Below are 26666 nucleotides of genomic sequence, written 5' to 3' on the forward strand. Positions count from 1 at the left end.
CCTCAGGGGATCACGGCCCCCGCCGAACGGCGCCGGGCCTCCTTCGCGACCTCCAGGGAGGCAACCGTGGCCACCGAGGTGGCGGCGCCGACCCCGGCCAGCACCCGCGGCCAGAAGTCCCCGAAGACCTCGACCGAGACGGCGATCAGCAGCGCGGTGATCACCGCGACCACGTGCTCCAGGCCGGCCAGGTTCGGCAGCACGACGGCCTCCCCGACCATCAGCACCACCACCAGGCTGGCGGTGAACCAGGCCCTGGTCCGGAAGGCGATACAGATCGCCAGTGCCACCACCGCGGCCGACGGCCCGGTGTCCCGCACGTAGGCGACCCACTTCGGGAAGCCGAACAGGTGGCCCGGCCCGATCGCCACCCCGACCCGGGCGAACAGCGTGCCCGCCAGGGTGCACGCGTAGGCGACCACCAGGGTCATCCGCCGGCCGAGCACGACCTCGGCGATCGCGAAGACCACGAACACCTGGGCCAGCGCCCCCCAGACCGGCAGGTCCAGGGCCGGCACGTACAGCGACAGCGGGGTCCGCAGCAACGAGAGGTCGAGCGGCAGCGCGGCCCGCACCACCCCGATGTGGTTGACGAAGCGTTCGCCGCCCGGCAGGTGCTGGACGACGCTGAACAGCAGGATCAGAAACGTCGCAGCCGTGGCCAGCGGAAACGCGGCGAACTTCTTTCGCACCACCGCGCCCCGGACCGTCAGGTACAACGCTCCCCACTCGGCGACAGCGGCCTTTCCGGCTAGCGCCAGCGGCCCCTTTCGCACGCCCCCCGCGTGGGTCCTGTGAATCACAACCGTTTCTCCCGAATCCCCGAAACCTGTCAGCTGCTCCAACATTAGAAGCCACTTAACAAATCCACATCGGCATGGATGGGGATCGAGGTCATCCTCAGGAGGGAGACGAATCCCCCCTCCGGACCCCCCTTACGACCGATGGCCCTAGGTCCCCCATGGCACTGGTCCTAGGTACACCCCCGGCCGTCGGCCCCCCTCCGCCCCCCGACGGAGGGCTACCCCTTCCCGTCCCGTGCCGCCACCGGTACCCGGGGCGCCACCACGGTGGTTCCCGTGTGCCGGCGGCGGAACAGGGCGGGCAGGCTCGGCGCGACGATGAAACCCTCGGCACGCGCACTGGCGATGCCGATCCGCGGAATCTCGCTGCTCTTCTCGAACAGCAGGTAGCGCGGTTCCCAGATCGGCCGGTACTTGGCGTTCGCGCGGTACAGCGATTCGATCTGCCACCAGCGCGAGAAGAACCCCAGGACGGAACGCCAAAGCCGCAGCACCGGGCCGGCGCCGAGCCGCGAACCGCGCTCGAAGACCGAGCGGAACATCGCGAAGTTCAGCGAGACCCGCTTCAGCCCCACCTCGTCGGCGCGCTGCAGCAGCTCGATCACCATGAACTCCATCAGGCCGTTCTCGGTGTCCCGGGCCCGGCGCATCAGGTCCAGCGAGAGCCCGTCCGGGCCCCACGGCACGAAGCTCAGCAGCGCCTTGAGCTCGCCCTCGCCGTCGCTGCACTCCAGCATCACGCAGCGGCCGTCGCCCGGGTCGCCGAGCCGGCCCAGCGCCATCGAGAAGCCGCGCTCGGTCGCCCCGTCGCGCCACTCGTCGGCCTTGGCCACCAGCTCGGCCATCTCCGCCTCGGAGATGTCCTCGTGACGGCGGATCCGCACCGTGTACCCGGCCCGCTTGACCCGGTTGTAGGCCTGCCGGACCACCCGCATCGCGCGGCCGTCCAGCGAGAACTCGTCCAGCTCGACGATCGCCTCGTCGCCCAGCTCCAGCGCGTCCAGCCCGTGCCGGGCGTAGATCACCCCGGCCTCCTCGGAGGCGCCCATCACGGCCGGCGCCCAGGCGTGCTCCCGGGCCTCGGACAGCCAGGCCTCGATCGCGCCCGGCCAGGCCTCCGGGTCGCCGATCGGGTCGCCCGAGGCCAGCGAGACCCCGCCGATCACCCGGTAGGTCACCGCCGCCTTGCCGCTGGGGGAGAAGATCACCGCCTTGTCCCGGCGCAGCGCGAAGTAGCCCAGCGAGTCCCGCTCGCCCTGCTTGTCCAGCAGGCCGCGCAGCTTCGCCTCGTCCTCGGGGTTGAGCAGCTCCTTGCCGCGCGGGCTGCGGAAGGCCACGTACAGGACCAGCAGGAAGAGCACCGCGCCCATCGCGTTGATCGCGGCGTTCACCCAGGTCGGGGCGGCGATCACCGAGCGCAGGTGCTCGGACGGGGTGACGGTGATCATCCGGCCGACCGAGTAGCGGAAGAGGTCCCACCAGCCGGCGCCGCTCAGCTCGTTGGTCAGCCAGACCAGCAGCGCGCCGACCGCGCCGCCGAAGAACAGCCCGCCGACGAAGGTGGCCGCCGCGGTCTTCGGGTTGGAGCGGTCGCCCTTGGAGGTGAACTCCTTGCGCCCGATCAGCAGTGCCAGTACGAACAGGCAGGTCAGGACGGTGGAGAAGTAGTTGAGCGGGTGCCTGTTGAAGTGCTCGCCGGGCAGCACCATGACCGCCAGGTACAGCAGGGCGAACACGCTGCCGAGGGCCGTGTTGAAGATCCACGCGGCCCGCTTGCGCCGCCGCATCGCGACGGCGAGGAAGACCGACAGCACCGCGGCCGCCAGGCCGGAGGTCATCAGGTACGGGGTGAAGTACTCACCCTCGTTGTGCTCGGAGACCTGGTTGCGCCACGGCACCAGCAGCACCGTGGTGACGTTCAGCAGCGCGAGCAGCCTGAGGTACCAGACGGAGGCGACGGCGGCCCTCGGGCGCCAGCGGTCGAGCAGGCCGACGGGCCGGGGCCCGGCGGACGTGGCGGACGGCTCCGACTTCACAGTGGACGACACAGCTCAATTCCAAACGATCAGATGGTGGGGCGCATCCGCAACGGCCCGGCGCCGGGCGCCCGCACGGGCCCGACGGACTGACCGACCACCCCCGTCCACCGACCGCCCGCATCGAGCGGCGGGCCGGAAAGGGCAGCCAACTCCATGGTTCCGCACCATTCCTGAGAATTACGTGAACCGGGTAGCGGATTCCCACCCCCGCCGAACGGCGGGGGTCCGCACCCGCCATGCGTTCGGCGACCCGCCCCGCCTACCCCTACCCTCAAAAGCGACCCCCGCGGACCGACCGAACCCGGCCGCCCGAACCGAGGAGGCACCATCACCACCACCCGCGTGCTGATCGTCGACGACGAGATCCTGGTCCGCTCGGGCCTCGGCCTGATCGTCGGCTCCGCGCCCGACCTGGAGGTGGTCGGCGACTGCTCCGGCGGGCAGGCCGAGGAGCACGTCCGGCGGCTGCGCCCGCACGTGGTGCTGCTCGACATCCGGATGCCCGACCTCGACGGCATCTCGGTGCTGCGCCGCCTGCGCGCCCTGCCCGACCCGCCCGCCGTGGCGATGCTCACCACGTTCGACACCGACGAGTACATCGGCACCGCGCTGCGGGCCGGCGCGGCCGGCTTCCTGCTCAAGGACACCGCCCCCGAGCAGCTGGTCCACGCGGTCCGGGTGCTCGCCGCGGGCGGCAACATCCTCTCCCCGACCGTCACCCGCACCGTGATCGGCGGCTACGTGGACGGCGGCGGTCCGGACGCCGATGCCACCGCCCTGGCCCGCACCCTGACCGGCCGGGAGCTCGACGTGCTCGCCCTGCTCGGCGAGGGCCTGTCCAACGCCGAGATCGCCGACCGGCTCTTCCTCGGCACCGGCACGGTCAAGGACCACATCAGCGCGATCCTCGGCAAGCTCGGCGCCGCCAACCGGGTGCAGGCCGCCGTGCTCGCCCACCGGGCCGGCCTCGTGCGGCCCAAGCCCGGCGACGGGGCATGACGCCCGCCGACCAGCTGCTGTCCCGACGGCTGCCGGCCTGGTGCACCGCTCCCTGGCTGACGCTGCTGGTGCCCGTCCTGTACTCCCTCCTGGACGCCGCGCTGGTGGCCCGGGACGCCACCTGGTGGCAGATGGCGCTCTCCACGCTGGCCGCCGTCGCGCTGTTCTGGCGCCGCCGCTTCCCGGTGACGGTGCTGCTGCTCACCATGCCCGGCACCTGGGTGGAGGCGATCTGGCTGGCCCCGATCACCGCCGTCTACACGGTGGCCACCGAGCGCCCCGGCGCCAGGGTGCTGTTCCCGTGCGCCGCCCTGTTCACCCTGGTCTCCTTCTTCCACTGGCCGCTGCCGAGCCCGGTCATCGACCTCAGCCGGAACACCGCCCTGGACGCCATCCAGGCCGTCATGCTGGCCGCCGGCCCGGCCGCCACCGGTCTGCTCGCCCGCACCCGGCGGGAGCTGGCCGCCCGCCTGGACGAGCTGACCCGGGGCCAGGAGCGGGAGAGCCGGCTGCTCGCCGAGCGGGTGCTGATCAGCGAGCGCGGCCGGCTGGCCCGGGAGATGCACGACGTGGTCTCGCACCAGGTCAGCCTGATCAGCATCCAGGCCGGCGCGCTCCAGGTGAGCACCGCCGACCCGGCCGCCGCGGGCGTCGCCCGCACCATCCGCGAGCTGTCCGTACGGACGCTGGACGAGCTGCGCCAGATGGTCGGGGTGCTGCGCGGCACCGCCAACGGCCCGTTCCCGGACGCCCCGCTCGCCCCCCAGCCCCGGCTTGCCGACCTGCCCCGGCTGATCGAGCAGAGCGGCCTGACCGCCGACACCGAGCTGAACCCCGGCGACCGCCCGTGGCCGGAGGCGGTCGAGCGGGCCGCCTACCGCACCGTCCAGGAGGCGCTGACCAACATCACCAAGTACGCGCCGGAGGCGGTGGTGCACGTGACGGTCCGGGCGAAGGGCCGCCGGCTGCGGGTCGGGGTCCGCAACGAGGCGCCGCCGGTCCGCCCGGCCGAGACCCTGCCGGGCGGCGGCCACGGCCTGGTCGGCCTGCGCGAACGGGCCCAGCTGCTCGGCGGCACCCTCACCGCCGGCCCGACCCCGGACGGCGGCTTCGAGGTCCGCGCCGAACTCCCCGCGACCCACTCCTGAGCCGACGCTCCCGGCGCCCCGGGAGCGGGACGACGAAAAAGCCCCGCAGATCCGAAGATCTGCGGGGCTTCACTGTGCGCGAGGGGGGAGTTGAACCCCCACGCCCTTTCGGGCACTGGAACCTGAATCCAGCGCGTCTGCCTATTCCGCCACCCGCGCATGGGTGTTGTCTTCTCTGCCGTCCGATCCTCGGAACCGCCGGTACCATGTGGCCCTTCGCGCTTCCTCGGTCCGGCTTCCCTTCCGGGCGGCCCTTCCGACGTGGAAAACAGTAGCACGACCTGGGGGGCAGCTCCGAATCCGTTCCCCGGGGAGACCAACCGCATCCCGAACGGGTGCGCGACGAACGGATGAGCGAACGGCGTGGGCGGCTCCGGCGGGCACACCTGGCGTGCGGTACCCGAAATGCGTCACCCTGTGTGTCCGAGCCCACCCCCCGGCACCACGCGGTCCGGGAACCGTACGGAAGGGCCCGGCGTGGATACGATCAGTACGGAAGTACCGCAAGTAGGCACGACCGGCTCCGCGGAGGGACGTCCCCCAGAGGACCGCTCCCCGAGGAGTCCCGGACGGCAGGCAGGCGAACGAACCCTGGAAGGGGGTGCCCCATGGGGATGCTGAAGAAGTTCGAGCAGCGGCTGGAGGGTCTCGTCAACGGCACCTTCGCCAAGGTGTTCAAGTCCGAGGTCCAACCCGTGGAGATCGCCGGCGCTCTGCAGCGCGAGTGCGACAACAACGCGAGCATCTGGAACCGCGACCGCACCGTCGTGCCGAACGACTTCATCGTCGAGCTCAGCCCGCACGACCACGAGCGGCTCAGCCCGTACTCGGGGCAGCTCGGCGCCGAGCTCGCCGGCATGGTCCGCGAGTACGCCGAGGCCCAGCGGTACAGCTTCATGGGCCCGCTCCAGGTGAACCTGGAGAAGGCCGACGACCTGGACACCGGCCTGTACCGGGTGCGCAGCCGCACCCTGGCCTCCGAGGAGCCCCAGCAGTACGCCCCGCCGCAGGCCCCGCAGCCGCAGCAGTCCGGCTACGACCGCCAGCCGGCCGCACCGGCCCCGGGCGCACCGTGGCAGCAGGGCGGCGCCGGGCAGTACAACGCGCCCCCGCCGCCGTCCGCACCTCCCGCGATGCCCCCGGGCCCGACGGCCGCCGGCAACGTCCGCAACTTCCCCGGTGCCGGCCACGGCGCCTCGGTCCGCCGCTGGATCGAGGTGAACGGCGCCCGCCACCAGATCACCGGCGCGGCCTGCGTGCTCGGCCGCTCGACCGAGGCGGACGTGCGGATCGACGACCCGGGGGTGTCCCGCAAGCACGCCGAGATCCGCCCCGGCACGCCTTCGATGGTCCTCGACCTGGGCTCCACCAACGGCATCGTGGTGGACGGACAGCACACCCAGCGCGCTACGCTCCGCGACGGCTCCCGAATCGTCGTGGGCTCCACCACCATCGTCTACCGGCAGGTCGAAGGGTAGTGTCCGAGTTGTTCGCGCGCCTCGCTCACCGACTGGCGGGACGGTCATGTCAGAACTGACCCTCACGGTCATGCGGCTGGGCTTCCTGGCCGTGCTGTGGCTGTTCGTCATCGTCGCGATCCAGGTGATCCGCAGCGACCTGTTCGGTACCAAGGTGAACCCCCGCACCTCCCGCCGCGGCGCCGCCACCGCGTCCGGCGGCGGCGCGGCCACCACCACGGCACCCGGACGTCCCGCGGCACCCGCCGCCCCCGCCGGCAACGGCGCGGGCCAGACCCAGGGCGGCGGCCGCCGCCGCGGCGCCCCGACCCAGCTCGTCGTGGTCCAGGGCTCGCTGGCCGGGACCACCGTCGCGCTGCAGGGGCAGACCATCACCCTGGGCCGCGCGCACGACTCCACCATCGTGCTGGACGACGACTACGCGTCCTCCCGGCATGCCAGGATCTATCCGGATCAGACTGGGCAGTGGACGGTCGAGGATCTAGGCTCCACCAACGGCACCTATCTGGACCGGCAGCGCCTGACCGCGCCCACCCCGCTCCAGCCGGGCATGCCGATCCGTATCGGCAGGACCGTCATCGAACTGCGGAAGTAGTAGCGCATGAGGGACAGCATCCCGTCCATGACCCAGAGGGGGGCACAGGTCGCATGACCCTGGTGCTGCGCTTCGCCGCCGGCTCCCACAAGGGACTGATCCGGGAGGGGAACGAGGACTCCGGCTACGCCGGGCCGCGGCTGCTGGCCGTGGCCGACGGCATGGGCGGCGCCGCGGCCGGCGAGGTCGCGTCCTCCGAGGTGCTCGGCTCGATCGTCCGCCTGGACGAGGACGTGCCGGGCGCCGACCTGCTGACCCTGCTGGGCGACGCCGTCCAGGGCGCCAACGACCGGCTCCGGCAGATGGTCGAGGAGGACCCGCAGCTGGAGGGCATGGGCTGCACCCTGACCGCCATGCTGTGGACCGGACAGCGGATGGGCCTGGTGCACGTCGGCGACTCCCGTGCCTACCTGCTGCGCGACGGCTCGCTGGTGCAGATCACCCAGGACCACACCTGGGTGCAGCGCCTGGTCGACGAGGGCCGGATCACGCCCGAGGAGGCCGAGACCCACCCCCAGCGCTCGCTGCTGATGCGGGCCCTGGACGGCCGCGGCCAGGTCGAGCCCGACCTGTCGATCCGCGAGGTCCGGGCCGGCGACCGCTACCTGATCTGCTCCGACGGCCTCTCCGGCCCGGTCAGCCACCAGACCCTCCAGGACACCCTCGGCAGCTACTACTCGCCCGAGCAGACCGTGCAGGAGCTGATCCAGCTCGCCCTGCGCGGCGGCGGTCCGGACAACATCACCTGCATCGTGGCGGACGTCATCGACGTCGGTGCCACGGACACCATGAGCGGCCAGTTCAACGACGTCCCGGTGGTGGTCGGCGCGGTCGCCGACACCCCGCCGTCCTCGACCGCCGCCGACCACTCGATCGCCGACACCCCGGCAGGCCGCGCCGCCGGCCTGGGCCGCGGCCCGCAGGGCGCCTTCGGCCCGGCCGAGGGCTACGAGGGCGGCTACGGCGCCGCCCAGGGCGGCTTCGGCCCCGCCGAGGGCTACGAGGGCGAGGACGGCTACGGCTACCCCGCCGAGCCGTCGGTGTACGGCACCGAGGAGTTCGACGAGGAGCAGCCCCCCAAGCGCAAGCGCCGGGGCCTGACCGTCCCGCTGGTCGTCCTGGTCACGCTCGGCCTGCTCGGCGGCGCCGGGTACTTCGGCTACCAGTGGACCCAGGACCAGTACTACATCGGCGAGGACGGCGACCACGTCGCCATCTATCAGGGCATCAACCAGAACCTGGCCGGGCTCAGCCTCTCGTCGGTGCACGAGTCGCACAGCGACGCGCCGCTGAAGTGGCTGCCGCAGGACCAGCGCTCCCAGGTGAGCAGGACCATCTCGGTCGGCAGCCTGCAGGACGCCCAGAAGACGGTGGGCGACCTCGTGGGCTGGGCCAAGCTGTGCCAGCGGGCCGCCGGTGCGGCCCCGCAGGGCACCCAGGCCGCCCAGCCGAGCCAGCCGACCCAGGCCACCAAGACCGACTTCGTGGCCGCCACGCCGGTCACCCCGGGCGAGCGGGAGAAGCGCAACCCGCCCGCGGCCGCGCCCAGCACCTCGCCGACCGCGAGCACCCCGGCCACGCCCGCTCCGACGCCGAGCGCCACCCCTCCGGCGGCCGGCGCGCCGAGCGACCAGGCCCAGCAGCCGCAACAGCCCCAGCTGAGCGACGACGAACGCACCCGGGCCGAAGCCTGCCCGAAGCCGTGACGTCCGCGATCCGACACAGGTCCGCCCGGAGCGGGGCCGCCGGCCGGCAGGGAGCGGTCACCACGTGAGCAGCTACAACCTGAGCGGCGACACCGGCCGCGCCGCCGGCGGCCGACGCCGGGCGGCGGCCGGGCGCGTCGTGCCGCGACGCCGGGGCAACACCACCATCTCGCCCCAGGGTGCCCCGAACCGGCGCAACACCGAGCTGGCCCTGCTGCTCTTCGCGGTCCTGCTGCCGATCCTGGCCTACGCCAACGTGGGCCTGGCGATGGATTCCCGGCTGCCGGCCGGCATGCTCGGCTACGGCCTCGGCATGGGGGCGCTGGCGCTGGTCGCGCACCTGCTGGTGCGCCGCTTCGCGCCGTACGCGGACCCGCTGATGCTGCCGATCGCCACCCTGCTGAACGGGCTGGGCGTGGTGATGATCTGGCGGCTGGACAAGGCCGGCCACCTGCTCAGCGGCAACTTCCCGGCGGCCCGCAACCAGCTGATGTGGTCGGCGCTCGGGATCACGCTGTTCATCGGCGTCATGGTCCTCCTGAAGGACCACCGGGTGCTCCAGCGCTACACCTACATCTCGATGGTGGTGGCGCTGGTGCTGCTCGCCGCACCGGCCTTCTTCCCGGCCCGGGCGGAGGACTTCGGCGCGAAGATCTGGATCCGGATGGGCAGCTTCTCCATCCAGCCCGGCGAGTTCGCCAAGATCATCCTGACCGTGTTCTTCGCCGGTTACCTGATGGTCAAGCGGGATGCTCTCGCGCTGGCCAGCCGCCGTTTCATGGGCCTGTACCTGCCGCGCGGCCGTGACCTCGGCCCGATCATCGTGATCTGGCTGCTCAGCCTGCTGATCCTGATCTTCGAGAACGACCTCGGCACGTCCTTCCTGTTCTTCGGCCTGTTCGTGGTGATGCTCTACGTCGCCACCGAGCGGACCAGCTGGATCCTGTTCGGCCTGCTGATGTCGGTCGGCGGGGCGGTCGCGGTGGCCACCGCCACCAGCCACGTCAAGGTCCGCATCGACGCCTGGCTCGACCCGATGGCCGCCTTCTCCCCGAACCCGCCGAAGGGCTCCACCGAGCAGATCGGCCAGTCGCTGATGGCCCTCGGCTCCGGCGGGGTGACCGGCTCCGGCCTCGGCCAGGGCCGTTCCTGGCTGATCAACTTCGCCGCCAAGAGCGACTTCATCCTGGGCTCCTTCGGCGAGGAGCTCGGGCTCACCGGCCTGATGGCGATCTTCCTGCTGTACGCCCTGCTGGTGCAGCGCGGCCTGCGCACCGCCCTGGCCGCCCGCGACCCCTTCGGCAAGCTGTTCGCCGTCGGGCTAGCCTCGGCGATGGCCCTGCAGGTGTTCGTCGTGGCCGGCGGGGTCACCGGGCTGATCCCGCTGACCGGTATGACCATGCCGTTCCTCGCGCAGGGCGGTTCGTCCGTGGTCGCCAACTGGGCGCTGGTCGCGATCCTGCTGAAGATCAGCGACAGCGCCCGCCGTCCCGGGGCCGAACCGGCCCCGGCCACCGAGGGCCAGGGAGGACCCGCCCGATGAACAAGCCGATCCGACGGGTCTCGATCTTCTGCCTCGTGCTGATCCTGGCCCTGATGGTGCGCACCAACTGGGTGCAGGGCGTCCAGGCCGACGCCTGGGCCTCCAACAAGAACAACAAGCGCCAGCTGTACGACCGCTACGCCCACCCGCGGGGCAACATCATCGTCAGCGGCCAGCCGGTGACGAACTCCGACTTCGTGAACGGGCTGCGCTACAAGTACAAGCGCTCCTGGATCAACGGTCCGATGTACGCCCCGGTCACCGGCTACTCCTCGCAGGCCTACGGCTCCAACGGGCTGGAGAACCTGGAGGACGGCGTCCTCTCCGGCACCGACGACCGGCTGTTCTTCCGCAACACCCTGGACATGCTGACCGGCGAGCAGCAGCGCGGCGGCGACGTCGTCACCACCATCAACGCCAAGGTCCAGAAGGCCGCCTTCGACGCCATGGGCGACAAGAAGGGCGCGGTGGTCGCCCTCGACCCGAAGACCGGCGCGATCCTGGCCCTGGTCTCCACCCCGTCCTACGACCCGGGCACCATCGCGGGCAACGACGACGGCGACGCCTGGAAGGCCCTCAACGCCGACCCGAACAAGCCGATGGACAACCGGGCGCTGAAGTACACCTATCCGCCCGGCTCGACGTTCAAGCTGGTCACCGCGACCGCCGCGTTCGAGAACGGCATGTTCCAGAGCATCGACGACACCACCTCGACGCCGGAGCCGTACGTCCTGCCCGGCACCCAGACCGCGCTGAAGAACGAGAGCCCGAACGAGCGCTGCGAGAACGCCACCGTGAAGTCCGGGATGGACCAGTCCTGCAACACGGTCTTCGCCAAGATCGGTGCGGACCTGGGCAAGGACAAGATGCGGGCGCAGGCCGAGAAGTTCGGCTTCAACAGCACCGTCGACACGCCGGTCCGGGCCGAGAAGAGCGTCTTCCCCAACAGCGCCAGCCTGGACGGCACCGCCCAGGACTCGATCGGCCAGCACGACACCCGCGCCACCCCGCTGCAGGTCGCCATGGTCTCCGCCGCGATCGCCAACAACGGCAGCCTGATGCAGCCCTACCTGGTCGACCAGGAGCGCTCGGCCTCGCTGACCACCATCTCCAAGCACACCGAGAAGCAGTTCTCCCAGGCGATGAGCCCGGCCACCGCGCAGAAGATGCAGGACCTGATGGTCTCGGTGGTCCAGGACGGCACCGGCAAGAACGCCCAGATCCCGGGCGTGCAGGTCGGCGGCAAGACCGGCACCGCGCAGCACGGCGAGAACAACTCCGCGCTGCCGTACGCCTGGTTCACCTCCTGGGCCAAGACCCCGGACGGCCAGTCGGTCGCGGTCGCGGTCGTGGTCGAGGACGGCTCGGACAACCGCGACGGGATCAGCGGCGGCCGGCTGGCCGCCCCGATCGCCAAGGCGGTGATGCAGGCCGCGCTCGGCAAGTAGGGGCACGCCCCTGGTTCGAGGGTGAGGTGAATGTCACGATCGGCACCCCCGTCCGGATACCGGTCTGATATCGGCCGACAGCTGACTCCGGTCCGGTGCGGTGCGACCGGTAGCGTATCCGCCAGCAGCGGGTGTGCCCGTTGCCGCCCGCGAGGCGGCGCACGGCCCGGCCGGAGAACCGGTCGCGGCGCGCGCGGCGTCACCCAGAGCGTGCGGGGACACCTACGTCACAACCTCACCGGCGGGTGAGGGAGAGGGTCGGAACTATGGAAGAGCCTCGTCGCCTCGGCGGCAGGTACGAGCTCGGCGGCGTCCTAGGACGCGGCGGCATGGCCGAGGTGTACCTCGGCCATGACACCCGGCTCGGCCGTTCCGTCGCAGTGAAGACGCTCCGGGCCGACATGGCCCGGGATCCGTCGTTCCAGGCCCGCTTCCGCCGCGAGGCACAGTCCGCGGCGTCCCTCAACCACCCCGCGATCGTCGCCGTGTACGACACGGGCGAGGACTACATCGACGGGATCTCCATCCCGTACATCGTGATGGAGTACGTCGAGGGCTCCACGCTGCGCGAGCTGCTGCACTCCGGCCGCCGGCTGCTGCCCGAGCGGGCGCTGGAGATGACCATCGGCATCCTCCAGGCCCTGGAGTACTCGCACCGGGCCGGCATCGTGCACCGCGACATCAAGCCCGCCAACGTGATGCTGACCCGGCAGGGCAACGTCAAGGTGATGGACTTCGGCATCGCCCGTGCGATGGGCGACGCCGGGATGACCATGACCCAGACCTCGGCCGTGATCGGCACCGCCCAGTACCTCTCCCCCGAGCAGGCCAAGGGCGAGCAGGTCGACGCCCGCTCCGACCTCTACTCCACCGGCTGCCTGCTCTACGAGCTGCTGACCGTCCGGCCGCCCTTCGTCGGGGACTCCCCGGTCGCGGTGGCCTACCAGCACGTCCGGGAGGAGCCGCAGCCGCCGTCGGTCTTCGACCCCGAGGTGCGCCCCGAGATCGACGCGATCGTGCTGAAGGCGCTCGCCAAGGAGCGCGACTACCGCTACCAGAGCGCCGACGAGATGCGCGACGACATCGAGCGCTTCCTCGACGGCCTCCCGGTCGCCGCCGCCCAGCAGGCCGCCGCCTACGGCATGGGCGCGGCCGGGTACGGCTACGACCAGAACGGCTACCCGCAGCAGCACGACCCGTACGGCCAGACCAACGTGCTGCCGCAGCAGCCCGGCGGCGGCCCGACCACCCTCCTGCCGCAGGCCGGTGCCCAGGGCCACGACGGCTACCAGGACGACGGCTACGGCCAGACCTACGCCGGCGCCCAGGGCGGCGGGCGCGACGGCTACGACGACGGCTACGGCCAGGGCGGCGGCCGGCGCGGCGACGACCGGCCGAAGAAGAGCAGCACCTCCTGGATCGTGCTGGCGGTCGCCGCCGTGCTGGTCCTGGTCGGCACCTTCTTCGTGGCCCAGGCGATGTTCAGCGACAAGGACGGCGGGAACACCCCGAAGGTGGCGGCGCCCAACCTGGTCGGCAAGAGCCTGGCGGAGGCCAGGACCGCGGCCACCGCGGCCGGTCCCAAGCTCACGGTCGCCGAGGGCGACAAGATCTCCTGCCCGGACAGTAACGTCAAGAAGGACCAGGTCTGCACCCAGACCCCGACGGCCGGCACCCAGGTCGCCGAGGACGCCCGCATCACCGTGCAGCTGTCCTCCGGTCCGGCCAAGCAGCAGGTGCCGCCCCTGACGGGCAAGACCAAGGACCAGGCGATGCAGGCGCTGTCCGCGGCCGGGTTCACCAACGTCGCCACCCCCGACTACAAGGACGACGACACCGCCCCGCAGGACACCGTCATCGCCCAGGACCCGGCGGCCGGCGCGACCGTCGACCCCAGCGCCCCGGTCAAGCTGACGGTCTCCCAGGGCAAGACCAAGGTGAACGTCCCGAACGTGGTGGGCTTGCAGAAGGAGGACGCGCAGAACCAGCTGCAGGGCCTCGGCTTCCAGGTCGACGCCTCGAAGAGCACGCCGACCAACGACCCGACCAAGGTCAACACCGTCGCCACCCAGTCGATCCAGCCCAACACCAAGGCCGCGACCGGCGCGAAGATCACGCTGACGATCTACAAGGCACCGGACAAGGCCACCGTCCCGCCGCTGCAGAACCAGAAGGTGTCGGACGCCATCGCCGCGCTCTCCAAGGCCGGCCTGGGCTACACCATCGTCGGCCCGCAGGACCTGAACGCGGTCGTCATCCAGAGCAACCCGGGCGCCGGCACCCAGCTGGACCCGAACACCCAGGTGCAGCTGTTCACCAGGGCGGCCGATCCGGCCAAAGGGGGCGACTCCAACCCCCCACCCCCCGGCAAAGGGAACCCCTAAGCCCTTCTTCCCCTGGTTCTGAGACCGGGGGTCCGGCACGGTGAACGCCCGAGGGCCCGCCGCGGTGATCGCGGCGGGCCCTCGGCGTACCCGCGGGACGGCCCTGAGGGGGCCTCAGGAGTGCCGCAGCTCCGGTGGCGGGGTGCGCTTGGCGTCCACGGCGTCCACCCGCACCAGGCTCCCCCAGACGGCCATCCGGTACCGCGAGGTGTACACCGGCGTGCAGGTCGTCAGGGTGATGTACCGGCCGGGCGCGGTGTACCCGGAGCTCGCCGGGACGGGCGCGACGATGCCGGTGTCGTACTTGGACGTCTCCGGCAGGGTGTTGTCGACCTTGTAGACGTACCACTTGTCCTTGGTCTCGACCACGATCGCGTCGCCCCTGTGGACGGCGTCCAGGTCGTGGAACTTGGCGCCGTGGCCGTCCCGGTGGGCGGCGAGCGCGAAGTTGCCGGTCTGGTCCCAGGGCATCGCGGCCCTGTAGGGCTGCTCGTACACGCCCGCCACGCCCTCGTCCAGGACGGCGGTGGAGGTGCCCATCCGGATCAGCACCTGGTAGTCCCGGCCCATCGCCGGGACGTGCAGGAAGCCCACGCCGTCCCCGATCGCGGGCGGCGCCGCGGCCGCCCCGCCCGGCCCGGGAGCACCGCCGGAACCCCCCGGGGTGCCCGGGGCGCCCGGGGTCGGACCGGCCGCCCAGGAGCTGCGCAGCCTGTCCGAGGCAGCCGCCGCGGAGCGGTCCGCCTGCACGTTGGTCCACCACAGCGAGTAGGCCACGAACAGGCCGAGCACCAGGCCCAGCGTGATCAGCAGCTCGCCGAACACGCCCAGCGCGGCCAGGGCCCGGCTCCGCCCGCCGCGGCCCTTCCCGGCGGCCCGCTCGGGCGGGGAGAAGGCCTCCTCGGCCGGCTCGGCCGACCGCGCGGTCCCGTCGTCCTGCATCTGTGCTGCTCCCCCTCCGAAACCCGGCCCCGGGCGGCTATCCGCCCGTGATCGCGGCCGGCTTGCCCTGGCTGCGCGGCCGCTCCTCGATCAGTTTGCCAAACAGGATGAGGCGGAACTTCGAGGTGAACTCCGGGGTGCAGGTGGTCAGTGTGATGTACCGGCCCGGGCCGGTGTACCCGGAGCCGTTCGGCACCGGCTTGATCACGCTCACGTTGTTGGGCGAGGTCTGCGGGATGCCGCCGGTGATCTCGTAGGTGTAGTAGCCGAAGGCGGTCTCCACCACGACCTTGTCGCCCTTGCCGAGCTCGTTGATGTACCGGAACGGCTCGCCGTGGGTGTTGCGGTGGGCGGCCAGCGCGAAGTTGCCCGACTGGTCACCCGGCATCGCGGTGCCGGTGTAGTGGCCGACCAGGCCCTTGTCGAGCACGGCCGACTTGGAGGTGCCCTCGGCGATCGGGAACTTCAGCCCCAGCTTGGGCAGGTAGATGATGGCGAAGCCCTTGCCGGGCTCGAACACCTCGGGCTTGTTCGGGTCCGGAGCCTGCTGCCCGGCCCCCGGCGGCTGGGCGTCCCACTGCTGCTCCAGCTGGTCACGGGCCCCGCTGGCGGCCTCGTCGGCCTGCACGTTGGTCCACCAGAGCTGGTAGGCGACGAACAGCAGCATCACCACGCCGAGGGTGATGCACATCTCGCCGACGAAACGCGCGGCCACCACGACCGCGGATTCCTTGGGCCGCGGCCCACCGGCGCCCCGGCCCTTCGCCCGGCGCCGGCCGCCGCCCGTTCGGACCGAGGTCCGGCCCTGGGCGGCCCGGCGGCGCTCGGCCCGGCCGCCGGTCGGCGGGGCGGGCTCGGCGGCCGGCTCGGCGCCGTCGGCGGGCAGCCGCAGCTGGAGGGTCTGGTCGGGCAGCCACGGGTACTCGGGGCCGCCCTCGCCGGGCTGCTCGGCCTGCTCGTACACGCCCCAGCCGTCCTCGGACGCGCCCTGGACCGGGTGCTCCTGGGGGTACGGGCCGCCCCGGTCCCCGGCGCCGTACTGCGGGTCGCCGTAGTGCGGGTCGTCGTACGGAGCGCCGTCGTACTGCTGCGCGCCCCCGTACGGGCCGGCCTCCGACTGGTAACGCCCCTCCGGACGCACCGCGGTCATGCCGCTCAGCCCCGGCCGATCACCGGGGCGAGCCCGGCCGACCGGTCCACGGCCTGCGGGAAGCCGCACTCCGCCAGCCAGTTGGCGAGCATCCGGTGCCCGCCCTCGGTCAGCACCGACTCGGGGTGGAACTGCACGCCCTCGACGGGCAGTTCACGGTGCCGCAGGCCCATGATCACACCGCTGCCGGTCCGGGCGGTGACCACCAGCTCGTCCGGCACGGTGGCCGGGTCGACGGCCAGCGAGTGGTAGCGGGTCGCGGTCAGCGGTGAGGGCAGGCCCTCGAACACCCCGCCGTCCTCGTGCTCGACCGGCGAGGTCTTGCCGTGCAGCAGCTCCGGCGCCCGGCCGACCACCGCGCCGTAGGCGACCGCGATCGACTGCAGGCCCAGGCAGACGCCGAACACCGGCAGCCCGATGCCCGCGCAGTGGTGCACCATCTCGACGCAGACCCCGGCCTCCTCGGGCGACCCGGGCCCGGGGGAGAGCAGCACCCCGTCGAAGCCCTCCTCCCCCGCCCGGCGGACGGCGTGCTCGACGGTCACCTCGTCGTTGCGCACCACCTCGCAGGTGGCACCGAGCTGGTACAGGTACTGGACCAGGTTGAAGACGAAGCTGTCGTAGTTGTCCACGACCAGGATGCGGGGCGGGTTCGACTGGGTGGTCATGCGCGCGTGGTCTCCGTGGGATGCGGTGCTGGGGGGAGTTCCGGGCCCGCCGGGGTCAGCCGGCCGAGGCGCCGTCGCCGCCGTCCACTGTGACGTCACCGAAGGGGAGCAGCGGTTCCGCCCACGGGAAGACGTAGGTGAAGAGGAGGTAGACGATCCCCAGGATCAGGAGCAGCGAGATGACGGCCCGGACCAGGGTGTTCCCCGGCAGATGACGCCAGATCCAGCCGTACATGGTGCTCCCTCTAGGTAGCGGACTGGGGTCAAGAGTAGACCCGGGATCAACGGCCGCGAGGCCGGTCCGCCACCGGCGCGGCCGCGGTCAGTCCGCCGAGCGGAGTTCGGTGGTGCCGGAGTAGCCGGGCAGCGTCAGGTCGCCGCTCTCCTGGACCTTCCAGCCCAGGCCGTACGCCTGGACGTACTGCAGGTAGTTGCGGATCGTCGGGTCCGCCTCGACGGCCGAGCGCAGGGCGTCCGTCCTCCCCACCGCCTTGATGACGTACGGCGGGGAGTAGACCCGGCCCTGGAGCAGCAGGGTGTTGCCCACGCACCGGACGGCGCTGGTGGAGACCAGCCGCTGGTCCATCACCTGCACGCCGGCGGCGCCTCCCCGCCACAGCGCGTTGACCACCGCCTGGATGTCCTGCTGGTGGATGACCAGGTCGTTGACGCCCGGCTCGGGGACCCCGGGGATGCGCGCGGTGGCGTTCGGCGGCGCGTCGTTGAGGGTGACGGTCAGTCCGCCGCCCTGCACCGGCTCCAGGGCCGCGCCGAGCCGCAGGCCGTCCAGCTGCGCCGCGTCGGCTGGGTCGTGGCCCTGCTGCTCGGTGAGCTCCTGGGCCCGGGCCTGGAGATCGGCCAGCTGGGCCTGCGCCTGCTGGTTCTGCGAGCTGCGCTGGCGGATCACGTCGCCGAGGCTCAGCAGCGAGTTGTCGGTCCGCAGGTCGGTGCCGCGGGCGGTCTGCGCGCTGATGTAGAAGAGCAGACCGGCGAGCGCGAACACGGCACAGGTCAGGGCACGGCCGACAATTCGGATGCCGGAACGACGGGTGACGGCCTTCCCGGGGGGAATCGACAAATTAGTCACCGTACCCTTATCTCCTTGAGACCCGCCGAGCCACTACGCTAACGGACGCCGGTGGCAGGTGGGGGAGCGGTCCCAGAGCGCTCTCCGCGACCGACCGTCGGCGTCTCACCCGCTGCACCTCTGCGCGGTCTCACAGCGCATCGACAGGAGAGCTCCTCGTGCCGAAGTCTCGACTCCGCAAGAAGTCCGACTACACCCCGCCGACCACGGCCGCGGTGAAGATCAGTTCGGGCCGCGGTTGGGTCGCACCGCTGATGCTGGCACTGTTCCTGATCGGCCTGGTGTGGATCGTCACCTACTACGTGACCAGCGGCAGCTTCCCGGTCGAGAGCTGGCGGAACTGGAACATCCTGGTCGGCTTCGGCTTCATCGCGGCCGGGTTCGGCGTCTCCACCCAGTGGAAGTGACGCCCCGCGCGTCCTGAGGCCCGGCTTCGGGCCCGTCCCGCCGCTTCGGAGCCGCAGGCCCCCGAGCGGCGGTTCGGCGTGCCCGGAACTGCCCGCAAGGCGGCCGGATCGCTTACGGCCAGCCGCCGTCGGACAGTCACACGATCACACGGTCACGCTTATCCACATGGTTATCCACACTGGGGAAAAGTCCCCCCAGCCTGTGGATAACCTTCCCGGCCCGCACCGTCCACAGCTGTGCACAACTCCTCGAAAACGCGGAATTCGCACAGTAGGACGCGCGTAGAACAACAGTCCACAGCCGGACCGGCCCACGGGCTGTGCACAAGCCCGCACCCGCTGTGGACAAACGCCCGGTGCGTCACACCCCGTAGAGGGCCGTCCCGATCAGCAGCATCGCCGTCTCCACCGCCACCGCACCGGCCACCGCCAGCCCCTGGACCAGCCCGCGCCGCTCGCGCGGGGCGTACATCAGACCGAGGGCGACCAGTCCGCCGATCACCAGGCCGCCGATGTGCGCCCGCCAGTCGATGTTCGGCCGGGAGAAGGTGACCACCAGGTTGAAGACCAGGAAGGCCAGCGCCGGAGCCACCGGCCCCCGGTTCCGCAGCTGCATCACGATCGTGGCGCCGATCAGGCCGAAGACCGCTCCGGAGGCCCCCACCGAGTTCATCCAGTCACCGGCCACCAGGAAGGCGAAGGTGCTGCCGCCCAGGCCGGCGAGCAGGTAGAGGGCCAGGTAGCGCAGCCGGCCGAGCGCCTCCTCCAGCGGCGGGCCGAGCCAGAGCAGCACCAGCATGTTCAGCCCGACGTGCCACCACTGGAGGTGCAGGAAGGTGGCGGTCAGCAGCCGGTACCACTGGGCCGGGCCGTCGGCGACACCGTACGGACCGCCGCGGTGCGCCCGACCGGCACTGGCCAGCGACCAGACTTCGCCCAGCCGCGGGTTGAGGACGTAGGCGGCCAGCGCCCAGACCACGATGTTGATCCCGACCAGCACCCGGGTCACCAGCCCGCCGTCCACGGTCAGCGCCCCGCCGAACCGGGTGGTCGCCCCCCGCGCCCCGGCGTGCCCCTTGCCGACACACTCGGGGCACTGGAAGCCCACCGCGGCGGCCACCATGCACTGCGGGCAGATCGGCCGCTCACAGCGGGTGCAGGAGATCCCGGTGGCCGTCTGCGGGTGCCGGTAGCAGCCGGGCTGCCCGCCCTCGGAGGAGCGGTCCGTGGACTGTCGCGGCTCGTCCGGGAGCATCAGCGGTTTCCCCTTCCCGTACCCGACACCGGCGCCGCCAGCCTACTGCGGCGCCCCGCCCCGACACTCCGGGAACGCCCCTCCCCCGGCCCACTCCGGGGTGCCGGAGAACAAATCAGGATGCATGATCGGCATTTAGGTGGATATGTGCATAAAGGACGCCACCCAGGAGGAGAGACTCGTGAGCTTTTCGGACTCGGCCCGTGAGACCGCCACCCGGACCCGGGACACCGCCGCACAGTTCGCGGACGGCGCCAAGCATCGCCTCGGCCCCGCCCTGGACGCCCTCGGGCCCAAGGCCACCCAGGCCGCCCACAACCTCCGCGTCCAGTACGACCGACACCTCGCCCCGCAGTTCGGCCATGCCTTCGCCAGCCTGCCGCCCGAGGCCCAGCAGAACGCGCTGAAGGCCCTCCACCGGGCCCAGGAGGCCGCCCTGGCGGCCCGCCTGTCCGCGAGCCGCGCCGCCGACCAGGCCCGCACCACGGTCGGCCCGAGGGTCGCCCAGGCCGTCGAGGCGGTCACCCCGGTCGCCCACGAGGCCCAGGCTCGCGGCGCCGCCGCCCTGACCGCCCTCCACGGCCACGTCAGCGCGGCCGAGATCAGCGAACTCGCCGCCCGGAACGTGAAGCGGGAGCAGCGCTGCGGCAACCGGGCCAAAGGCCTCGCACTGGCCGGGGTGCTGGCGATCGGCGGCGGCATCGTCGCCTGGCAGTGGTGGCGCCGGCACGGCAACCCGGAGTGGCTGGTCGAGCCGGCCGGCGCGCACACCGCCGCGCCGGTGCACGGCGGCATCCCCGAGGAGCCCACCGAGGACGACCGTCCGCAGGCCTAGGGGAGGGAAAGCCGAAGGGCGGCCGACCTGGCTTCCAGGTCGGCCGCCCTTCGGGCGCTGTGGAGCATAGGAGACTCGAACTCCTGACATCTGCCTTGCAAAGGCAGCGCTCTACCAACTGAGCTAATGCCCCTCGACGGCACGGCCCGTGCCAACGGGCACTAGCGTACCGGGTTCCGGCGCCGTTGCGAGAGCCGTCCCCCTGGGGGAACCGGTCGGCCCGGCCGGATGAACGGGCCGACCGGTCCGGGAGGCGCGGATCAGCGCCCCCGAAGATCGTCGATCGTCGGATCGCCCGGGCTCAGCGACCGGCCGGAACCGGGTCGGTGGCCTCGGTCCACAGGTCCTGCTCGGCGCGGTCCGCCTGGACCTGACGGTAGACAAAGAAGCCGCCGAGGGCGACCAGGGCGACCAGGAGGAGCTTCTTCACCGCGGGACCTCGTCCTTCTTGCGTTGGTGGACTCAGGAGCCGGTGCTCCGGTCGGAACGGCCGGGCCGACGAGTCCAGATGTGTTTCGAGCGCGAACGGGCGGCCGGTGCCAGACTGCCCTTGCGGCCGATGATACACACCGGTGTCCCAATCGTGACCAGCCACCGGGGCCGTCAACGCGGCGGTCCGGTCCGAGGATTGACGCCGCACCTCGTTCCGCGCGGATCGTCCGCACGCGGCGGACCCGGAATTCGCCCGGGAACGCCGAAGGGCCCGGAGTTGATCACTCCGGGCCCTTCGGGGAGGTGGGCCTAACAGGACTTGAACCTGTGGCCTCTTCCTTATCAGGGAAGCGCTCTAACCGTCTGAGCTATAGGCCCTCGCTGCACATCAGAGCGTACCGGAAGCCGCCCGATCTGCGAAAACGACGCCGAAGGGCCCGGAGTCGATCACTCCGGGCCCTTCGCGGTGGTGGGCCTAACAGGACTTGAACCTGTGGCCTCTTCCTTATCAGGGAAGCGCTCTAACCGTCTGAGCTATAGGCCCTTGCCGCACTGAAAGATTAGCGGACCGACCGCCGATCTCCCAAATCCGTTCCGGCCGGGGTCGCGGCAGTGGCCCCGGCGGCCGGGCGGACCAGCCACTCCTCGCGGGTCGGCGGCAGGCCCGCCGCGCCGTCCTCGGTGCTGCGCACGGCGAGGACCTGGTTGACGCCGATCCGGTTCTGCTCGAAGGCGAGCGCGGAGGCGGCCATGTACAGCCGCCAGACCCGGGCGCGGCCGATGCCGACCAGCCGGACCGCCTCCGTCCAGTGCGCCTCCAGGTTGGCCACCCACTCGCGCAGGGTCAGCCCGTAGTGCTCGCGGAGCGACTCGACGTCCCGGACCTCGAATCCCGCCTCCTCCAGCCGGGCCACGGTGGAACCGACCGGGGAGAGCTCGCCGTCCGGGAAGACGTAGCGGTCGATGAAGGGGCTGGTGCGGTGCGGTTCACCCGGGTGGTCGGGGCGGCGGGCGATCTGGTGGTTGAGCAGCCGGCCGCCGGGCGCCAGCAGCCGGTACAGGCCGTCGGCGTAGACCCGGTACTGCTCCGAGCCGACGTGCTCGGCCATGCCGACGCTGGAGATCGCGTCGAAGGGCCCGTCGACGATCTCCCGGTAGTCCTGGAGCCGGACCTCGACCCGGCCGGCCAGGCCGGCTTCCTCGACCCGCGCCCGGGCCAGCGCGACCTGTTCCCTGGAGATCGAGACCCCGACCGCGGTGACGCCGTAGTGCTCCGCCGCGTGCAGCAGCAGCGAGCCCCAGCCACAGCCGACGTCCAGCAGCCGCATCCCGGGCCGCAGGCCCAGCTTGCGGCAGATCAGGTCGAGCTTGGCCTCCTGGGCGGCCTCCAGGCTCTTCGCCTCGGGGGTCCAGTAGGCGCACGAGTAGACCATGGACGAGCCCAGCACGAGGCCGTAGAAGTCGTTCCCGACGTCGTAGTGGTGGCTGATGGCCGCGCGGTCCCGGCCGCGGCTGTGCAGCCGTCCACGGGCCCTGCGGACCTCCTCCGGGGGCGGGGTGGGCTCCGGGCCGAGGGCCCCGGCCCGCAGGGCGGCGGCGAGCACCCGGCGGCCCCTGGCGCCGAGGACGTCGCGCGGCCCGAGGGTCATGGTGCGGATCTCCGGGAGCTCGGCGAAGCGGGCGACCGCGGAGAGCGTCTCGTACAGGTCGCCGCCGGGGGCGAGTTCCAGGTCCCCCGCGACGTAGGCCCGGGCGAGGCCCAGTTCGTCCGGCTGCCAGAGCAGGCGCCGCAGCCCCCGGCGGTTGCGCAGGACCACCGTGGGCGCGCCGGGCGGCCCGGCGACGCTGCCGTCCCACGCCTGCACCCGCAACGGGATCGGGATGCCCAACAGCCCGTCCAGGGCCTCCACCAGTTGACCTGCGAGCTTCGCCACCGCGCGCCTCCGTCCAGCCGTCCTGCGGAACCTCGTCTGACCCGGTCGACCGACCGGGGCGGCCTGCGGCACTCCCAGGCGCGGGAACGGGCGGCGTCCAGCTAAACCCACGGCGGGTCGCCCGTTTCCGGGCGGCACGCCGCGGGGGCCGGCTGTCACCCGAAATGCCGACGGGCCCCGCAGGCTGCAACAGCCTGCGGGGCCCGTGGATTCCTTCCGCGGACGGGGAACTGACCTGCGGTCAGGATCCGGCCGGGATCAGTCCTCCTCGGCCAGGGTCAGCTCGACGCCGCCGGTGAAGCCGGCCGCCGCGTTGTAGATGAACGCGGAGAGCGTGGACAGCGCGGTCAGCAGGACGACGTCGACCACGGCGATCAGCGTGGTGAACATCATGACCTTGCCGAAGCCGATGTAGTCCATCAGGTTGAGCTGGCTGCTGGCGTTGTCCGCGCCGCCACCGGTGACGTCCTTGAGCGTCTTGGTCAGCGAGTCGAAGACGCCGAGCGAGTCCAGGGTCATCCACAGCACGGCCGAGGCCACGATGATGATGATGCCGACGGCCAGCGACAGCAGGAAGCTGACCTTCATCACCGACCACGGGTCGACCTTGGTGACCCGCAGCCGGGCCTTGCGGGTGCGGCCGAGGCCGCCCCCGACGGTCGCGGGCCCGCCGGAGGGGCGGCGCGCCGCACCGGGGACGGGGGTGCCGCCGGGCGGGGTGTTGCCGCCGGTCCGGGTGCCCCGGGCCGGTGTCGGCTGCCCCTTGGCGTACGTGGTCGGCTGCGAGAAGCCGCTCTGGCCGGCGCCCTGGCCGCCGGACGGGGTCTGGCCCCCGTAGGTCGCGCCGCTCTGGCCGGCTCCGCCGACCGGCGGCATCAGCGAGGTGGACGCGGCCGAGTGCTCGGTCGGGGGCTGTCCCGGCACGCCGCCGTACGAACCCCCGCCCTGCGCGCCCGGACGGCCGCCGGAGGGTCCTCCCGCAGCACCCGTGGCTCCACTCACCTGGTCCTCCCGCACTTCCCACCAGGGCGGCGCCGCCCTGGTCCGTCACTCGTCATCCAGCGCCCGGCGGGTTTGCCCGGTGCTGGTCGGCGTCCGGTGCCGCTGCGCCCACTCCTGTGGACGCGGCGGCACCGGTCTGCGGTTCGGTTCAGACCTCGGCGTCGCCGCCGACCGCCGTCCCCGCACCCTCGGCCGTCTCGGTGGACTCGGTGACCTCGTCCTCCGCCGTCTCGTCGTCCTCGGCCTCCGCGTTGCGGGCCATGCCCACGACCGCGTCGCGCTTTCCGAGGTTGATCAGTTGGACGCCCATGGTGTCACGTCCGGTTTCACGAACCTCGGAAACCCTTGTGCGGATCACCCCGCCCGAGAGGGTGATCGCCATGATCTCGTCGGTGTCGTCGACCACGAGCGCGCCGACCAGGGAGCCCCGGCCCTCGACGATCTTCGCCGCCTTGGTGCCGTAGCCGCCGCGTCCCTGGACACGGTACTCGTCGACGGCGGTCCGCTTGGCGTACCCGCCGTCCGTGGCCGTGAAGACGTAGGTGCCCGGACGGACGACGTTCATCGAGAGCAGCTCGTCGTCCTCGCGGAAGGCCATCCCCTTGACGCCGGAGGTGGCACGGCCGGTGGACCGCAGCGCGTCGTCGGTCGCGGTGAAGCGGATCGACTGGGCCTTCTTGGAGACCAGCAGCAGGTCGTCCTCGGCGGAGACCAGCTCGGCGCCGATCAGCTCGTCGTCCCGGCCCTCCTCGTCCTGGCGCAGGTTGATCGCGATCAGGCCGCCGGAGCGCGGGGAGTCGTAGTCCTTCAGCGGGGACTTCTTCACCAGGCCGGCCCGGGTGGCGAGGACCAGGTACGGCTTGTCCTCGTAGGTGCGCACGGCCATCACCTGCGCGATGTGCTCCTCCGGCTGGAAGGCCAGCAGGTTGGCCACGTGCTGGCCGCGGGCGTCGCGGCCGGCGTCCGGCAGCTCGTAGCCCTTGGCGCGGTAGACCCGGCCCTTGTTGGTGAAGAACAGGATCCAGTTGTGGGTCGTCGTCACGAAGAAGTGGTCGACGATGTCGTCCTGCTTGAGCTGGGCGCCGCGCACACCCTTGCCGCCGCGCTTCTGCGAGCGGTAGAGGTCGGAGCGGGTCCGCTTGACGTAGCCGCCACGGGTGATCGTGACGACGATGTCCTCCTCGGCGATGAGGTCCTCGATGGAGAGGTCGCCGTCCGAGGGGATGAGGGTCGAGCGCCGGTCGTCGCCGTACTTCTCGACGATCGCGGCGAGCTCCTCGGAGATGATCTCGCGCTGGCGGATCGGCGAGGCGAGGATCGCGTTGTACTCGTCGATCTTGCGCTGCAGCTCGTCGTGCTCGTCGGTGATCCGCTGGCGCTCCAGGGCGGCCAGGCGGCGCAGCTGCATCTCCAGGATCGCGTTGGCCTGGAGCTCGTCGATCTCCAGCAGGCCCATCAGGCCGGTGCGGGCGGCGTCGGCGCTCGCCGAGGCCCGGATCAGCGCGATGACCTCGTCGATCACGTCCAGGGCCTTGAGCAGCGCGCGCAGGATGTGGGCGCGCTCCTCGGCCTTGCGCAGCCGGAAGGTGGTGCGCCGGACGATGACCTCGACCTGGTGGTTGACCCAGTGCCGGATGAAGGCGTCCAGCGACAGGGTGCGCGGCACGCCGTCGACCAGGGCCAGCATGTTGGCACCGAAGTTGGTCTGCAGCTCGGTGTGCTTGTACAGGTTGTTGAGCACGACCTTGGCGACCGCGTCGCGCTTGAGCACGACCACCAGGCGGGTGCCGGTGCGGGACGAGGACTCGTCGCGGACGTCGGCGATGCCGGCGATCTTGCCGTCCTTGACCAGGTCGGCGATCTTCAGCGCGAGGTTGTCCGGGTTGACCTGGTACGGCAGCTCGGTGATCACCAGGCACTGGCGGCCCTGGATCTCCTCGACCTCGACCACCGCCCGCATGGTGACCGAGCCGCGGCCGGTCCGGTAGTAGTCGTCGATCCCGCGGCGGCCGACGATCAGCGCGCCGGTGGGGAAGTCGGGGCCCTTGATCCGCTCGATCAGGGCCTCCAGCAGCTCCTCGGCGGAGGCCTCCGGGTTCTCCAGGTACCAGAGCGCGCCGGAGGCCACCTCGCGGAGGTTGTGCGGCGGGATGTTGGTGGCCATGCCGACCGCGATGCCGGTGGCACCGTTGACCAGCAGGTTGGGGAAGCGCGCGGGCAGGACGGTCGGCTCCTGCGAGCGGCCGTCGTAGTTGGGCGCGAAGTCGACGGTCTCCTCGTCGATGTCGCGCATCATCTCCATGGCCAGCGGCATCATCTTGCACTCGGTGTAGCGCATGGCCGCGGCCGGGTCGTTGCCCGGGGAGCCGAAGTTGCCGTTGCCGTCCACCAGCGGCATCCGCATCGACCACGGCTGGGCCAGGCGGACCACGGTGTCGTAGATCGAGGTGTCACCGTGGGGGTGGTAGTTGCCCATCACGTCGCCGACGACGCGGGCGCACTTGTAGTAGCCCTTCTCGGGCCGGTACCCGCCGTCGTACATCGCGTAGAGCACGCGGCGGTGCACCGGCTTGAGGCCGTCGCGGACCTCGGGGAGCGCCCGGCTGACGATCACGCTCATGGCGTAGTCGAGGTACGAGCGCTGCATCTCGGTCTCGAGCTCGACCGGCTCGATCCGCATCGTCGCCTGGGCGGTGGCCTCGGCGGCCTCGGGGGTCTCGGGCTGGTCGCCTTCGGGACGGTTGTCGTCGACCACTGGTGGTCAGTTTCCTTTCACGCGGACTGGTACGTGCGGGGCCTGGGGTGCAGGCG

22 protein-coding genes and 4 tRNA genes are annotated in these 26666 nt (G+C 71.7%); 10 read left to right on the forward strand and 16 right to left on the reverse strand.

The features are described 5' to 3' along the window. Positions 1-2 precede the first annotated feature (2 nt). Positions 3-695, reverse strand: a complete 693-nt coding sequence (locus tag ACFV1W_RS06380; RefSeq protein ID WP_380413650.1) for a hypothetical protein — start codon at positions 693-695, stop codon at positions 3-5. Between the two features lie 326 nt (positions 696-1021). Beyond that, complete coding sequence (locus ACFV1W_RS06385; protein ID WP_380413652.1) at positions 1022-2851, reverse strand: phosphatidylglycerol lysyltransferase domain-containing protein; 1830 nt, start codon at positions 2849-2851, stop codon at positions 1022-1024. A 339-nt stretch (positions 2852-3190) separates the two neighbouring features. On the opposite strand from ACFV1W_RS06385, the gene ACFV1W_RS06390 reads away from it, so the two are divergent. Next, a complete protein-coding gene (locus ACFV1W_RS06390; protein ID WP_380413707.1) occupies positions 3191-3841 on the forward strand; it encodes a response regulator in 651 nt (216 codons plus the stop codon). Further along, positions 3838-4989 carry a sensor histidine kinase gene (locus ACFV1W_RS06395; protein ID WP_380413654.1) on the forward strand — a complete coding sequence of 384 codons (1152 nt, stop codon included), beginning with the start codon at positions 3838-3840 and terminating at the stop codon, positions 4987-4989. Before ACFV1W_RS06390 ends, ACFV1W_RS06395 begins: the two co-directional genes overlap by 4 nt. Positions 4990-5064: 75 nt before the next feature. Here the strand turns inward: ACFV1W_RS06395 and ACFV1W_RS06400 are convergent. Next, positions 5065-5148 (reverse strand) — tRNA-Leu (locus ACFV1W_RS06400). Between the two features lie 449 nt (positions 5149-5597). On the opposite strand from ACFV1W_RS06400, the gene ACFV1W_RS06405 reads away from it, so the two are divergent. The 6 genes from ACFV1W_RS06405 (at position 5598) to pknB (ending at position 14143) form a co-directional block, all read left to right on the forward strand. Beyond that, the gene (locus ACFV1W_RS06405) at positions 5598-6467 is read left to right on the forward strand and encodes an FhaA domain-containing protein (RefSeq protein WP_380413656.1); all 870 of its coding nucleotides are present in this window, start codon (positions 5598-5600) and stop codon (positions 6465-6467) included. A gap of 46 nt (positions 6468-6513) precedes the next feature. Further along, entirely contained in the window at positions 6514-7062 is a 549-nt protein-coding gene (locus ACFV1W_RS06410) for an FHA domain-containing protein (protein WP_380413658.1), read from the forward strand. A gap of 53 nt (positions 7063-7115) precedes the next feature. Next, entirely contained in the window at positions 7116-8768 is a 1653-nt protein-coding gene (locus ACFV1W_RS06415; RefSeq protein ID WP_380413660.1) for a PP2C family protein-serine/threonine phosphatase, read from the forward strand. 139 nt (positions 8769-8907) lie between these two features. Then, positions 8908-10311, forward strand: coding sequence for an FtsW/RodA/SpoVE family cell cycle protein (locus ACFV1W_RS06420; RefSeq protein ID WP_380413709.1), 1404 nt, complete (start codon positions 8908-8910; stop codon positions 10309-10311). After that, positions 10308-11759 (forward strand): peptidoglycan D,D-transpeptidase FtsI family protein, encoded by a 1452-nt coding sequence (locus ACFV1W_RS06425; protein WP_380413662.1) that lies wholly within the window; start codon positions 10308-10310, stop codon positions 11757-11759. The genes ACFV1W_RS06420 and ACFV1W_RS06425 overlap by 4 nt, the downstream gene beginning before the upstream one ends. 266 nt (positions 11760-12025) lie before the next feature. Then, on the forward strand, positions 12026-14143 hold the full coding sequence (gene pknB / locus ACFV1W_RS06430) for a Stk1 family PASTA domain-containing Ser/Thr kinase (protein WP_380413664.1): 2118 nt from the start codon (positions 12026-12028) through the stop codon (positions 14141-14143). A gap of 114 nt (positions 14144-14257) precedes the next feature. Here the strand turns inward: pknB and ACFV1W_RS06435 are convergent, their stop codons facing one another. From ACFV1W_RS06435 to ACFV1W_RS06455, 5 genes are all read right to left on the reverse strand, one after another. After that, positions 14258-15085 (reverse strand): class E sortase, encoded by an 828-nt coding sequence (locus ACFV1W_RS06435; protein WP_380413666.1) that lies wholly within the window; start codon positions 15083-15085, stop codon positions 14258-14260. Between the two features lie 37 nt (positions 15086-15122). Beyond that, entirely contained in the window at positions 15123-16235 is a 1113-nt protein-coding gene (locus ACFV1W_RS06440) for a class E sortase (RefSeq protein WP_380413668.1), read from the reverse strand. A gap of 5 nt (positions 16236-16240) precedes the next feature. Continuing rightward, entirely contained in the window at positions 16241-16903 is a 663-nt protein-coding gene (locus ACFV1W_RS06445) for an aminodeoxychorismate/anthranilate synthase component II (RefSeq protein ID WP_380413670.1), read from the reverse strand. A 55-nt stretch (positions 16904-16958) separates the two neighbouring features. After that, positions 16959-17138 (reverse strand): hypothetical protein, encoded by a 180-nt coding sequence (locus tag ACFV1W_RS06450; protein WP_030278236.1) that lies wholly within the window; start codon positions 17136-17138, stop codon positions 16959-16961. An 87-nt stretch (positions 17139-17225) separates the two neighbouring features. Next, positions 17226-17981, reverse strand: coding sequence for a DUF881 domain-containing protein (locus ACFV1W_RS06455; RefSeq protein ID WP_380413672.1), 756 nt, complete (start codon positions 17979-17981; stop codon positions 17226-17228). Positions 17982-18148: 167 nt separating this feature from the next. Here ACFV1W_RS06455 and crgA point away from each other — a divergent pair, with 167 nt between their 5' ends. Next, the gene (gene crgA, locus ACFV1W_RS06460) at positions 18149-18397 is read left to right on the forward strand and encodes a cell division protein CrgA (protein ID WP_030278238.1); all 249 of its coding nucleotides are present in this window, start codon (positions 18149-18151) and stop codon (positions 18395-18397) included. 361 nt (positions 18398-18758) lie between these two features. Here the strand turns inward: crgA and ACFV1W_RS06465 are convergent, their stop codons facing one another. Further along, on the reverse strand, positions 18759-19652 hold the full coding sequence (locus ACFV1W_RS06465; protein WP_380413674.1) for a rhomboid family intramembrane serine protease: 894 nt from the start codon (positions 19650-19652) through the stop codon (positions 18759-18761). A 181-nt stretch (positions 19653-19833) separates the two neighbouring features. Between ACFV1W_RS06465 and ACFV1W_RS06470 the strand changes: the two genes are divergently transcribed. Next, positions 19834-20487 carry a DUF5324 family protein gene (locus ACFV1W_RS06470; protein WP_380413675.1) on the forward strand — a complete coding sequence of 218 codons (654 nt, stop codon included), beginning with the start codon at positions 19834-19836 and terminating at the stop codon, positions 20485-20487. Positions 20488-20547: 60 nt separating this feature from the next. Here the strand turns inward: ACFV1W_RS06470 and ACFV1W_RS06475 are convergent. The 7 genes from ACFV1W_RS06475 to gyrA all read right to left on the reverse strand — a co-directional run bounded on the left by ACFV1W_RS06475 (position 20548) and on the right by gyrA (position 26535). Next, positions 20548-20620: transfer RNA gene (locus ACFV1W_RS06475), tRNA-Ala, on the reverse strand. A gap of 168 nt (positions 20621-20788) precedes the next feature. Further along, complete coding sequence (locus ACFV1W_RS06480; RefSeq protein ID WP_014137031.1) at positions 20789-20917, reverse strand: DLW-39 family protein; 129 nt, start codon at positions 20915-20917, stop codon at positions 20789-20791. A 306-nt stretch (positions 20918-21223) separates the two neighbouring features. Then, positions 21224-21297, reverse strand: a tRNA-Ile gene (locus tag ACFV1W_RS06485). An 89-nt stretch (positions 21298-21386) separates the two neighbouring features. Then, positions 21387-21463, reverse strand: a tRNA-Ile gene (locus ACFV1W_RS06490). Positions 21464-21479: 16 nt separating this feature from the next. Next, positions 21480-22853: a class I SAM-dependent methyltransferase gene (locus tag ACFV1W_RS06495; RefSeq protein WP_380413677.1), complete on the reverse strand. Its 1374-nt coding sequence runs from the start codon at positions 22851-22853 to the stop codon at positions 21480-21482. 258 nt (positions 22854-23111) lie between these two features. After that, positions 23112-23855 (reverse strand): DUF3566 domain-containing protein, encoded by a 744-nt coding sequence (locus ACFV1W_RS06500; RefSeq protein WP_380413679.1) that lies wholly within the window; start codon positions 23853-23855, stop codon positions 23112-23114. A gap of 148 nt (positions 23856-24003) precedes the next feature. Beyond that, positions 24004-26535 (reverse strand): DNA gyrase subunit A, encoded by a 2532-nt coding sequence (gyrA, locus tag ACFV1W_RS06505; RefSeq protein ID WP_380413711.1) that lies wholly within the window; start codon positions 26533-26535, stop codon positions 24004-24006. Between the last annotated feature and the right edge of the window lie 131 nt (positions 26536-26666).

It is taken from the genome of Kitasatospora sp. NPDC059648, assembly GCF_042734825.1.
Taxonomy (GTDB): domain Bacteria; phylum Actinomycetota; class Actinomycetes; order Streptomycetales; family Streptomycetaceae; genus Kitasatospora.

Excerpts from the sequence above, each read along its gene's own strand:
- ACFV1W_RS06395 (WP_380413654.1), top strand. The coding sequence starts at position 3,838 with ATGACGCCCGCCGACCAGCTGCTGTCCCGACGGCTGCCGGCCTGGTGC.
- ACFV1W_RS06405 (WP_380413656.1), top strand. The coding sequence starts at position 5,598 with ATGGGGATGCTGAAGAAGTTCGAGCAGCGGCTGGAGGGTCTCGTCAAC.
- ACFV1W_RS06410 (WP_380413658.1), top strand. The coding sequence starts at position 6,514 with ATGTCAGAACTGACCCTCACGGTCATGCGGCTGGGCTTCCTGGCCGTG.
- ACFV1W_RS06415 (WP_380413660.1), top strand. The coding sequence starts at position 7,116 with ATGACCCTGGTGCTGCGCTTCGCCGCCGGCTCCCACAAGGGACTGATC.
- ACFV1W_RS06425 (WP_380413662.1), top strand. The coding sequence starts at position 10,308 with ATGAACAAGCCGATCCGACGGGTCTCGATCTTCTGCCTCGTGCTGATC.
- pknB (WP_380413664.1), top strand. The coding sequence starts at position 12,026 with ATGGAAGAGCCTCGTCGCCTCGGCGGCAGGTACGAGCTCGGCGGCGTC.
- ACFV1W_RS06435 (WP_380413666.1), bottom strand. The coding sequence starts at position 15,085 with ATGCAGGACGACGGGACCGCGCGGTCGGCCGAGCCGGCCGAGGAGGCC.
- ACFV1W_RS06440 (WP_380413668.1), bottom strand. The coding sequence starts at position 16,235 with ATGACCGCGGTGCGTCCGGAGGGGCGTTACCAGTCGGAGGCCGGCCCG.
- ACFV1W_RS06445 (WP_380413670.1), bottom strand. The coding sequence starts at position 16,903 with ATGACCACCCAGTCGAACCCGCCCCGCATCCTGGTCGTGGACAACTAC.
- ACFV1W_RS06450 (WP_030278236.1), bottom strand. The coding sequence starts at position 17,138 with ATGTACGGCTGGATCTGGCGTCATCTGCCGGGGAACACCCTGGTCCGG.
- ACFV1W_RS06465 (WP_380413674.1), bottom strand. The coding sequence starts at position 19,652 with ATGCTCCCGGACGAGCCGCGACAGTCCACGGACCGCTCCTCCGAGGGC.
- gyrA (WP_380413711.1), bottom strand. The coding sequence starts at position 26,535 with ATGCGGATCGAGCCGGTCGAGCTCGAGACCGAGATGCAGCGCTCGTAC.